Source organism: Variovorax rhizosphaerae, assembly GCF_037889975.1.
GTDB classification, from domain to species: Bacteria; Pseudomonadota; Gammaproteobacteria; order Burkholderiales; family Burkholderiaceae_C; genus Variovorax; species Variovorax rhizosphaerae.
The window spans coordinates 21,646-32,906 of sequence record NZ_JBBKZT010000037.1 but is presented as its reverse complement, the minus strand read 5'-3'; the positions used below and the strand labels follow the sequence as shown (position 1 = coordinate 32,906).

The 11,261-nt window shown below is 64.0% G+C and carries 9 protein-coding genes and 1 pseudogene; 3 read left to right on the top strand and 7 right to left on the bottom strand.

Going from position 1 to position 11,261, the window contains the following annotated elements:
* The 3 genes from WKW82_RS37435 to WKW82_RS37425 all read left to right on the top strand — a co-directional run.
* Window positions 1-2,191, top strand: a 2,191-nt coding sequence (locus WKW82_RS37435; protein WP_340348304.1) for an ATP-binding protein, incomplete at its 5' end; no start/stop codon positions are given.
* Between the two features lie 440 nt (window positions 2,192-2,631).
* Window positions 2,632-2,811, top strand: a complete 180-nt coding sequence (locus tag WKW82_RS37430) for a DUF3606 domain-containing protein (RefSeq protein ID WP_340348303.1) — start codon at window positions 2,632-2,634, stop codon at window positions 2,809-2,811.
* A 112-nt stretch (window positions 2,812-2,923) separates the two neighbouring features.
* Complete coding sequence (locus WKW82_RS37425) at window positions 2,924-3,034, top strand: DUF3606 domain-containing protein (protein ID WP_340348306.1); 111 nt, start codon at window positions 2,924-2,926, stop codon at window positions 3,032-3,034.
* A gap of 586 nt (window positions 3,035-3,620) precedes the next feature.
* Here WKW82_RS37425 and WKW82_RS37420 read toward each other — a convergent pair.
* From WKW82_RS37420 to WKW82_RS37390, 7 genes and pseudogenes are all read right to left on the bottom strand, one after another.
* Window positions 3,621-4,634 carry a YeiH family protein gene (locus WKW82_RS37420; RefSeq protein ID WP_340348302.1) on the bottom strand — a complete coding sequence of 338 codons (1,014 nt, stop codon included), beginning with the start codon at window positions 4,632-4,634 and terminating at the stop codon, window positions 3,621-3,623.
* 4 nt (window positions 4,635-4,638) lie between these two features.
* A complete protein-coding gene (locus WKW82_RS37415; RefSeq protein WP_340348301.1) occupies window positions 4,639-6,267 on the bottom strand; it encodes a 3-(methylthio)propionyl-CoA ligase in 1,629 nt (542 codons plus the stop codon).
* Between the two features lie 23 nt (window positions 6,268-6,290).
* The gene (locus WKW82_RS37410) at window positions 6,291-7,283 is read right to left on the bottom strand and encodes a Bug family tripartite tricarboxylate transporter substrate binding protein (protein ID WP_340348300.1); all 993 of its coding nucleotides are present in this window, start codon (window positions 7,281-7,283) and stop codon (window positions 6,291-6,293) included.
* A gap of 35 nt (window positions 7,284-7,318) precedes the next feature.
* A complete protein-coding gene (locus tag WKW82_RS37405; protein WP_340348299.1) occupies window positions 7,319-7,699 on the bottom strand; it encodes a Rieske (2Fe-2S) protein in 381 nt (126 codons plus the stop codon).
* A 522-nt stretch (window positions 7,700-8,221) separates the two neighbouring features.
* Window positions 8,222-9,448: a porin gene (locus tag WKW82_RS37400; protein WP_340348298.1), complete on the bottom strand. Its 1,227-nt coding sequence runs from the start codon at window positions 9,446-9,448 to the stop codon at window positions 8,222-8,224.
* A 119-nt stretch (window positions 9,449-9,567) separates the two neighbouring features.
* Window positions 9,568-9,708: pseudogene (locus WKW82_RS37395) on the bottom strand (electron transfer flavoprotein subunit alpha/FixB family protein); the annotation flags it as partial.
* 183 nt (window positions 9,709-9,891) lie between these two features.
* The gene (locus tag WKW82_RS37390; protein ID WP_340348297.1) at window positions 9,892-11,205 is read right to left on the bottom strand and encodes an MFS transporter; all 1,314 of its coding nucleotides are present in this window, start codon (window positions 11,203-11,205) and stop codon (window positions 9,892-9,894) included.
* Window positions 11,206-11,261: the final 56 nt, after the last annotated feature.

The following is an 11,261-nucleotide window of genomic DNA, read 5'->3' as shown; positions in this document are numbered from 1 at the left end:
GCTGCAGCCGGACGCCGATGCGCAGGCACGCGCGGGCGAGCCGGAGCCCGCCTACACGGTCCTTGAGGAAGAGGTGCTTCGGCTGCAACGCGAGTTGAAGGGCAGCATCGGCGAATCCGCCAGTTCGACCGAGGCGCTGCGCGCGTCCAACGAGGAACTGCAGTCGATGAACGAGGAGCTTCGCTCGGCGACCGAAGAACTCGAGACCAGCAAGGAAGAACTCCAGTCGGTCAACGAGGAGCTCACGACAGTCAACTTCGAGCTCAAGAACAAGGTCGAGGAAACCGCCAGGATCAACGACGACCTGAGCAACCTGATCACCTCGATGAACATCGCCACCGTGTTCGTCGACCGGCAGATGCACATCAATGGCTTCACGCCCTTGAGTGCACTGATCTTCAACATCCTCCCGACCGACAAGGGACGGCCCCTGGGCGACATCACGCATCGCCTGGACCGCGGCGGCAGCCTCACCGATGACCTCATGCACGTGCTGGCGACGCTGCAGCCACTGGAGCGCGAAGTGGCGTCCGTCGATGGACGTTGGTACCTCATGCGCATCTCGGCCTATCGCACCAACGAGGATCGCATCGACGGCGCGGTGCTCAACTTCATCGACGTGACCGAGCGCCGCGCGGCGCAGGAGCAGCTGCGCGCACGCGACGAGCGGCTGCGCCTGGTGGCGGAAAGCACCCGGGATTTCGCGGTCATCACGCTGGACGAGGCCGGATGCGTCACGGGCTGGAACAAGGGCGCCGAGCTGATGTTCGGCTACACCGTCGATGAGATCCTGGGAGAGCATTTCCGCCGCCTCTTCGTGCCGGAGGACCGTACCGTCGGAATGCCCGAGCAGGAGCTGCACAGTGCCCGCGAGCACGGCCGCGCACTCGACGAGCGCTGGCACCTGCGCAAGGACGGCAGCCGCTTCTATTGCAGTGGCATCACCACCACGCTGGTCGAAGGCAATGCGCAGGGCTTTGCGAAGATCGCCCGCGACCTGACCGAGCGCCGGCTGCTGGAGCGCCAGCGCGAGGAGTTGCTCGAGGCCGAGAAACAGGTGCGCGTCCAGCTGGAGGCGGCGCATGCGCTACGCAACGAGTTCCTGGCCGTGATGTCGCACGAACTCAAGAACCCGCTGAACCTCATCTTGGTGAGCGCCGAGTTGATCGGCCGCTCGCCGGAGGTCCAGGATTCGCCGCGGCTGTCGCGGGCTGCCGACACCATCCGCCGGACGGTCCATGCACAGGCGCAGATCATCGATGACCTGCTCGATCTCTCGCGCCTGCAGACGGGCAAGCTGGCCTTGAATCGATCGCCGGTGAAATGGCGCCCGATCGTCGAACGGATCACGGATGCGCTGCGCAAGGACGCGGAGGCGAAGCAGTTGTCCCTGTCCGTGCAGGCCGAGGATCTCGCGGTGTTCGCGGACGTGGTGCGGGTCGAGCAGATCTTCTGGAACCTGGCGAGCAACGCGCTGAAGTTCACGCCGCCCGGCGGGACGATCGAGGTGCGGCTCGGCCGTGACGGTCCCTGGGCGTTGCTGGAGGTGCGGGACACCGGCCGCGGGATCGCGCCGGATTTTCTCGGGCAGGTGTTCGGCATGTTCCAGCAGGGCGACCACCCGCCCACCACGCGCAGCGAGCGCGGCCTGGGCATCGGCCTGGCGCTGGTCAAGAGCCTGGCGGAACTGCATGGCGGCAGTGTCGGGGCGGACTCTGCGGGTCCGGGCCAGGGTGCCACGTTCAGGGTGCGCCTTCCGCTGCTGGAGGGTACGCTGGACAGCCATGTGCCCGGCTTCCAACTGATCGCGCACGGGGTCTTGGCCGATCAACGCATCCTGCTCGTGGATGACGACCTCCACACGCTCGAGACCCTGGGTGAACTTCTGGGCCTCGAAGGCGCCATGGTCACGACCGCCGACAGCGGCGAGGCGGCGCTGGAGGCGGCCAGGCAGGGCGAATTCGACCTCGTGATTTCGGACATCGCCATGCCCGGCATGGACGGCTTTGAACTCATCAGCCGGTTGCGCGAACTGCCGCATGCCCGCCGATGGCGGGCGATTGCGCTCACCGGCTTCGGACGCGCGGAGGACGCGGCGAAGTCCAGGGCCGCAGGGTTCGACCTGCACTTGAACAAGCCTGTGTCCCTCGAAGCCTTGAACGAAGCCGTGGCAAGCATTGGGCGACGTTAGCGTTGTCCCGCATCGCCTGTCGATGGCAAAAAATCAGCGCGGCATTTTTCGTCCGACGCGACGGAATCGCCGGTCTCTGCCGTGAGGGCGTCACCACCTGTAGGAGCGCCTCCTGGAATTGGAGAAGTTGCCGTGTGGGTCCCGCCACGATGCCAAGCAGTCCGATGTCGCCGCTCGGGATTTAGTGATACTTAGACTTTCGCGCGCGTCAGACTTTGATCTCATACAGCCAGCCGGGCTGCTCGAGGGCGGGGGGCGCTTGGGCAGCGGTATTGGCGGATATTCAGGAAGGGCCATAGGTGGCGACGACGCGGCCTCGGCAGGACAATTCCAGTCAGACGAACGGGATGAATCAGCATGCCAGCACGGAAACAGTTGGTTGACCATCTGCATCCTTGGCGTCCGCTGAGCGCCGTGAAGCCGGTTCCCGGGAGAACACGATGGACGACGATTCCACCAGCACCCCCATAGGGGTCACCCTCATCTCGCTCGACAAGCCGGAGGAGATTGTCTTTTGGTGCAAGTCGTTCAACTGCACCGAGATCGAACTGCGCCGAGCTGTACTGGCTATTGGCCCGTCCGCGGAAAGGGTGCGCGACCATCTCGCCACTCACAAATGATTTGCGCTTGTGGCCATCCCATTGCCTTTTTCTCGGAGGTGATCGCATGCCTGACGATTCGATCAAGACCGCTGAAGACGCGAAGTTGATTTCGCTGGAATAACCCCACGAGATCCAGTGGTGGAAGAAGGCGCTGAACGCGACAGAAGCCGAACTGCGTGCAGCGGTACACCAGGTTGGCCACTCCCTTCAAGCCGTGCGCGAATACCTGGCTAAAAGATAGCATCAGCTCGAGGCTCAAATGCCGCGAGGCCGTACCGCGCCGCGCTCGATCACGGCGTCTTGCTACAGCCGCGAGATTTTGGTGCAGCGTCTTAGTCGGCGAAGCATGCCTGAGCCACCACGATGAGTATGGTGAAGATGGTCATCCCGATGCACGTTACGCGCCACTGCATGTCCTCAAGCGACCGGTGACGCGAGTCACCGGTCAACAGTTTCGCGCTGGTGAAATGTGCAGGGTCTTGGTCCATTCGTAAGACTGTAATGCCCGGGCAAAAATCGATCGATACCCCGTTCGATATGGGTTTGGTTGAGTGGTCACGCGAGCCTAAGAGAGTCGAGTTATTCTCCCCGCTGACAGCCATACGGCGTTGGTAGAGGATGCTTCAGCACCCGCCGCAGTTTCGGCGGTTCCTGGAGCTGGAGGCTGTCGCGAATTCGCATGCAGAACGCCGTCGCTTAGCGCCAAAACCAGATGCCGTCCGAGCTTGCTCCAAGCGAGCGACCGCTGCGAGCTGTCAGAAATTTGATGACCCGTGCACCAATCCCTGCGCTTTTCCCTCAATTACTTGAACCTCCGTGACTTGGACTCAGGCGAGCCAACGCATCAATGCAAGCGCCAGCACGAACAGGAAGATCGTCTCGCCAAGCATCAGCATCACCGGCTTGAGGCCGACCGTGACCAGGTCCTTCAACTGCGTCTTCATGCCGATGCCCGCAATGGCGGCCACCAGGCACCAGCGTGAGAGATCGCTGCCGCCCTTGGCGACGACCGCAGGCATCCAGCCCGTGCTGTTGATCGCCACCAGCAGCGCGAAGCCGATGACGAAGCCCGGAAGCAGCGGCGGGCGCGGGCCACCTGTTTGACCTGCCTGGCGCCGCGACAACATGACCGCGAAGACGATCACCGGCAGCAGCATCGCCACGCGCATCAGCTTGACCAGCGTGGCCACGTCGCCCGTCTGTTGCGACATGCTGTAGCCGGCGCCGACCACCTGGGCGACGTCGTGGATGGTTGCGCCGAGGAACACTCCGGCGGCGCGCGCGTCCAGCCCCATGGCCTGCGCGATCATCGGGTAGACGATCATCGCCAGCGTGGACAAAGCGGACACGCCAACCACAGTGAACAGCGTTGCGCGCTCTTTCAGCGGGTGGTTCGGCAGCGCAGCGGCCAGCGCCATCGCCGCGGAAGCACCGCAGATCGCGGTGGCGCCGCCGCTGAGAAGGCCGAACAGGGTTTGGAAGCCCAAGAGGCGCGCTGTCAACATGGATACCGCGATGGTCAGCACTACGCACGCAACGACGAGCGCTACCGGCTGCCAGCCGAGTTCGGCAACCTGGCTGACGGTGATCCGCAACCCGAGCAGCGCGGCGCCGAGGCGCAGCAGCGTCCGACCCGCGAATTCGATGCCCGGCTTGCAGGCGCCCTCGCCGGAGAGGAAATTCATCGCAATACCGAGCAGCAGCGCGAACAGCATCGCCGGGGCACCGTAGTGCTGCGAGAGAAAGGTGGAGGCCGCAGCGACCACGCCGCAGGCCAATACGCCGGGAAACATCGAGCGCATGTGCCCGGGAACCGCGCCGATCGTGAGTGTGGTGGTCATGGCGTCAGGCGGTCGGCAGCCGGTGGTCCTTGAACTGCTCGCGCAGGCGATGCTTGAGCATCTTGCCGGTCGCGCCGAGCGGTATCGTGTCACTGAAAACCACATCGTCGGGCGTCCACCATTTGGCGATCTTGCCGTCATAGAAGGCCAGCAGTTCCTCGCGCGTGACCTCGAAGTCGGGCTTCTTCACCACCACCAACAGCGGACGCTCGTCCCACTTCGGATGGAATGCAGCAATGCAGGCGGCCATGCTCACTGCAGGGTGTGCCATCGCGATGTTCTCCAGGTCGATCGAGCCAATCCACTCGCCGCCGGACTTGATGACGTCCTTGGCGCGGTCGGTGATCTGCATGAAGCCATCGGCGTCGATGACGGCGACGTCACCGGTCGGGAACCAGCCGTCCACCAGCGGGTCGCCGCCGGCGCCCTTGAAATAGCTCGCGACGATCCAGGGACCGCGCACCATCAACTCGCCCGAGGTCTTGCCGTCCCAGGGCAGTTCGTTGCCGTCGCCATCGACGATCTTGAGGTCGACGCCGAACACGGCGCGCCCTTGTTTGGACTGGGTCGCGAGCCGCTCTTCGTTGGGCAACGCCAGTTGCGCCGGCTTGAGCGTGCAGACGGTGCCCAGGGGGCTCACCTCTGTCATGCCCCAGGCGTGCAGCACCTGCACATCATGGCGTTCCTGGAATGCGCGCATCATGGCCGGCGGGCAGGCCGAGCCGCCGACTACCGTGCGGCGCATGGTGCTGAAAGACAGGTTGTTGCTCTCAACATGCGTCAAGAGCCCTTGCCAGACCGTGGGCACGCCGGCCGACATCGTCACGCCCTCGGCCTCGAACAGTTCGTACAGGCTCTTGCCGTCCAGGAACGGACCCGGGTAGACGAGCTTGGCGCCGACCGCGCAACCCACATACGGCAGGCCCCAGGCATTGACGTGGAACATCGGTACCACGGGCAGGATGGAATCGCGCGCCGAGCAGTTGAGCGCGTCGGGCAGCGCCGCGGCATAGGTGTGCAGCACCGTCGAGCGATGGCTGTACAGCACGCCCTTCGGGTCGCCGGTGGTGCCCGAGGTGTAGCACAGCGACGACGCGCTGTTCTCGTCGAAGCTCGGCCACTCGAAACGATCGCTCGCATCAGCCAGCAGGTCCTCGTAGCACAGCAGGTTGGGCACTTTGGTGGACGCCGGCATGTGGGCACGATCGGTCAAGACGATGAAGGCCTTGATGGTCTTCACACGTGCAGCGATCGCTTCGACGATCGGCAGGAAGCTCAGGTCGAAGAACAGTACTTGATCTTCGGCATGGTCGGCGATCCACACCACCTGGTCGGGGTGCAGGCGCGGATTGAGTGTGTGCAGCACGGCACCGGAGCCCGAGACGCCATAGTACAGCTCCATGTGGCGGTAGCCATTCCACGCCAACGTGGCGACGCGGTCACCGAACTTGACGCCGCGTTGTGCCAGCGCGTTGGCCACGCGGCGCGCCCGGGCGGCGAGCTCCCGGTAGGTGGTGCGATGGATGTCGCCTTCGACGCGGCGCGAGACGATTTCCTGTTCGCCGTGATGGCGTTCGGCATGCGTCAGCAGACTGGAGATCAGCAGCGGTTGCTGCATCATTTGTCCGTGCATGATGTGTGTTCCTTGACGGGTGTTCATTCAGGCTGAAAGCCGATGGCCTTCAGGTTGGCAGCGTGCCTGTCGGATGCCGCGAGCAGCGACTTCGACAGCTCCTCGGGCGTGAGCGGCAGGCCGATGTCCTGACCCTGTTCCCTGAAACGCTCGATCACCTTCGGTTGCTGGAGCACCTTCAGCGTGGCCTCGCGGACCCTGGCTTGCACATCGGCCGGCACGTCAGGCGTGGTCCACAGGCCGATCCATGCGAGGTCACCGATCTTCGGGTAGCCAAGTTCGGCAAAGGTCGGCACGTCGGGCAGTGCAGCCAGCCGCTTTCGTGCGCCGACCGCGAACGCCTTCAGCTTGCCCGCCTTGATTAGCGGAATCGAAGTCGCCGGACCATCGAACATCAGCGCCACATGGCCGCCCATCACGTCCTGCAGCGCGGGCGGCGAGCCCTTGTAGCCGACATGGGTCATGTCCAGACCGACGAGCTTGTTCAACTCCTGTCCCATGGTGTGCGACATCGAGCCCGTGCTGTACGAGGCATAGTTCACCTTGCCCCGATGAGCCTTCACATAGGCGATGACTTCCTGCAGGTTCGATGCCGGCAGCGACGGCGTGCCGACGAGCAGCAGGCCGGTTTGGGTGAGCTGGGCCAAAGGCTTGACGTCCTTGAACATGTCGATGCGGGATTTCGCGACGTGCGGGATCTCGCTGACCAGCCCGTTGACGCCGACCATGAAGGTGTAGCCGTCGTGCGGCGATTGCAGCAGGTCCTGGGTGCCGATGGCGCCCATGCCACCCGCCTTGTTGTCGACGATCACCGGCTGCCCGAGCAGCGGCGTCAGCCCTTCGGCCAATGTGCGCGCGACGGTGTCGGCAGTGCCGCCGGCTGGCGCGCCGACGACCAGGCGGATCGGCTTGCTGGGCCAGCCTTGCGCCAGCGCATGGGGTGCCATGGCCAGCAGGGACGCGGCGGCAAGGGTGCCGAGCATGGCGCGGCGCAAAGGGTTCGTGAGTAGTTGCATGTTGAGTCTCCGGAATAAATGAATAGCGGTGCGTGTCATCGGATGGAGTCCGGTGTTCGGTGGTCGCTGAGGTCGACTTGGATGCGACCATCCAGAACGCGCACGGGGTAAGTACGCACAGCGAGCCCGCCGCCTGCGCCATGGATATGGCCAGTTGCGAGATCGAAGCGCAGGCCATGTGCGGGGCATCGGATCGAGGTGCCTTGGAGGGCGCCCCCGGCGAGCGAAGCGCCAGCGTGCGGGCAACTGTCCGCAATCGCATGCATGGTGTGCTCGATGCAGAAGAGCGCAATCTCGTGTCCGTCGCTGCGCGCGAAGCCGCGTCCGTGCTCGGCCAGTTCGTGCGCTCCGAGCAGGTCGGCCCACGCTCGAGAGATGCACCCCGGCGTAAGAGTGGCTGTGTTCTGGGGGTCCATTTCTTCGTGTCTCCTTGAGATCGTTGCTGCACATGACCATCACGTTGGCAGCTGATTCGGAAGTCCTATTTTTCCGGTCAAGCGCCGGAGCTGATTGACCGGTTGTGACTTTGGTTTAACCTGATGTGACAAGCGGATTCATCAACTTCTGAGAGGGCAACGATGGGCTGAACTGCTTGACGTGCGCCGGCAAGCTTTGAGAGTTCGCCGCGAGATTCTTCGCAAGAAAAGAAAACCCACCGGGTTGCGCCCGGTGGGTGAAGGTGAGCGCACTTGCGGGACGCCCACGGAGATAACTGAAAGGTCCGCATTCAACGGACGGTGTTCCCGGAGTCGGGAGCGAGAGAAGTCCCCAACTTGCCCGCCGGCTCCGCGCAGCGTCTCATGTGCGGCCCTCCCGCGCAGCGGTGCCCGATCAAGACTTTCTCGCCCACTGGCAGCTGAGTTCGACCTTTGCCTATGGAAAAAGGTGTCCCGCCAGTGCCGACATTGATCAACTGTGCGTGGGATGGAACGCGTCAGCTAGAAGGCGTGGCGAACGCCGATGTCGTAGCCGCGAGAGGTCTTGCCCGACAACGGCACGCCGTTCAGGGCCGTGGCCATGGCTGGGCCACCGACGGTCAGATCCAGCCCGTTCTCATCTTTCAGGTAGGCGTAGGTGGCATACAAAGCAGTTCGCTTGGACAGGTTGTGCACGTAGCCGACAGCGAACTTCTGCGCGCCAGGCGCGGGGGCCTGCGCCAGCAACGGATTACGCACGTGGGTGTCGAGCTTGAGCTGCGCATAGGACATGCGAACGAGGCCCGGGCCGATCGGCACCGTCGCCCCAAGCAGGTAGCCGTCGGCCGTGGGCTCGGGCAGGAGGTTCACCGTGACCGTGTCGCGCGCGAGCTTGGAGCGGCCGTATTCGCCGAACAACTTGACCGGGCCGAAGTCGTAAGAGGCGCCGATGTTGGCCGTCTGCAGGTAGGTGGTAGACCCGAGGAAGTAGTTGTCGCCCACGGTGCTCGAGCCGTAAGCCACGGCAATGTCCAGCGCGTTGTTTGAATAGCCGACGCGCCCGCCCACATAGCCGCCCGTGCGGCTGCTGTTGAGGGGAGCGACCGGGGTGGTCGTGCCTGGGTCGTACTTGACTTGCTCATGGAGCGCGTATTGCACCTGGCCGTAGAAGCCGCCGAGGTTCGGCGGCAGGATGTAGCCGATCGAGTTGGCCGCGCGAACGTAGTTCGGGTTGGCCTGGAAGCCCGCCGACGCGCTGCCGGGAGTGACCAGGCCGTTGGCTGTCGCGATGAGGTTGGTGCCCACGCCGTTGGTGCCAAACGGATCGAACACCGCGTCATTCCAGAAGGTGGGCGTGTAGTCGCGGCCCAGGCGAATTTCACCGAAGCCGCCCGACAGACTCACGGTCGAGCGACGGATGAAGCTCGAGATGCCCACAGCGCCGTCATCATTGGTGATGGGTGCTTCGAGCCAAAAGCTGGCGGCCAGGCCGCCGCCGAGGTCCTCCGTGCCGCGAAAGCCCAGTCGACTGGAGTTGTAGCCCGAGTTGGAGAGCACCGTACGGCTGGTCGTGACGCTGCCGCGATTGATGTAGGCCGGGTTGAGAAGGGTTGCGACGTTGCGATCCTCCGCCTTGTTGGAATAACCGCTGACTGCGGCGTCCACCACGCCGAACAGCGTGACGGACGATTGCGCCGAGGCAGCGCCGGTGAGGGCCAGGGCAGCCAGGGTGACGAGTGACTTTTTCATGGGACGTTTCATGGGTTTTGGAAATCGGCAGGGGACGCCCGCCATGCGTGATCCACGGCCAGGGTCGGAAGAGGTAGTGGCCCCGTACGCGGGGTTCGGTTGTGGTTCGGGACGCTGAATTAGCCCAAGGAGGTCACCAATTCGGGCACCGCTTGATAGTGATCGGGCACGAGGCCGTAGTCGGCCACCGAGAAGATCGGGGCATCTTCATCCTTGTTGATCGCGACGATTACCTTGGAATCCTTCATTCCGGCCAAGTGCGACGCGCTTGACTCCTACGAGAACTTTCATTGGTTAATTTCCATCTTTAAAAATAGCAAGTGGGCAGTGCGTCCTCGGTCGTCAAGCCGGGTGCGGATCCTCGTCCGGGGGTTAGGTAGACCATGAACAGCAACCTTGACCGGTTGCACATGGCCCACCCTGAAGACCGCGCCGAGTTCCGTTCAGGCGCGTTGAGCACCGCCGATGAAATGGCGCGTGGAGTCCCTTTGGTAGGTGCTAGAAGCCAGCACAAAGAAGACAGCCGCTGCGAGCGCAAGGACCGGGGTCAGCGTCAGTGCAAACTTCAGCCCAAAGCTGTCCGAGAGCACGCCAACGATGATCGGGCCCGGCGCGAGGCCGAGCAGGTTGTTGGCCAAGGTCATCGTCGCCGTGACCGTCGCACGCACGCCAGGGTGGGTGACATCGCAGGCGAGGGCGACGGAGCAGCCGCCCTGCGCGGCCGCGAACAAGGCGCCCAGGAAAATCAGGCCAAGTCCCAGTGAACCGGTCGGGAGCGCGAACGCGGCGATGAGGAACACGGCCGTGAGCACTGAATAGAGCGCAGGCACAAGGGCCCGACGCCGCGGGTGACCGGCGCTCAACCGGTCCGCCAGGCCGCCGCCAAAGATCATGCCGAGGCCTGACACCAGCACTGCCACGCCAGTCATCAGGGCTGCCTTCCTCATGTCCATCTCATGGAAGCGAACGAAGTAGGTCGGCAGCCATGCGATCAGCATCGCGGGCATTGCCATCTGCAGGCCGCTTGCGAGGTAGGCGAAATTGCTCGAGCGAGCGGCGAAGACTTCGCGCGCGATCCGTGCAATGCGCAGGCGCTCGGGCGCCTTGCTGCCCTCGCCCTCCGGCGTCAGTGCGATCGTCTTGTAGTCGCGCACGACGAAGGGGTAGATCAGGGCGAGCAGCAGGCCCGGGGCACCCACGACGAAGAAGGCCGTACGCCATCCCGATTGGGCCGCGACGGCGCCCCCGAGGACCACGCCGAGCACCGAACCGAACAAGCCCGCGGACAAGAAGGCACCCATCACCGCGGCACGCTGCCTGGCGGGAAACACATGTGCCAGCAGTGCGGCACCCGCTGCCCCGTAAGCCGCCTCGCCAAGACCCACAAAGGCCCGCGCCCATAGCAACTGCCCATAGCTTTGCGCGAGGCCGCAGGCAACGGTCGCCAGGCACCAGACGAAGGCCATCACGGTGATGCTCTTGACACGTCCGCAGCGGTCAGCGATCAACGAGATTGGCACCGTCAACACGCCCACGACAAGCGCGACCACGCTCACCAGCATTCCGAGTTGCGAGTCCAGCAGTCCCCATTCGAGCTTCAGAAATGGAATCACGGCGCCGATGACCTGGCGCGACAGGTAGTCAGACAGCATCAGCCCGAAGGTGAGTGCGAAGACTGCCCATGCATAGAGCCGGGATATGCGAGCCGGATTGCTGGAAAGTCTGTGGGTCGTGGTGGCCGACACGGAGGGGTTCATGGTCTTTGTCTCTTGGTTCTTGTGGGCGTGAGACGCCTTGCTGTGCGCGGGCGCGT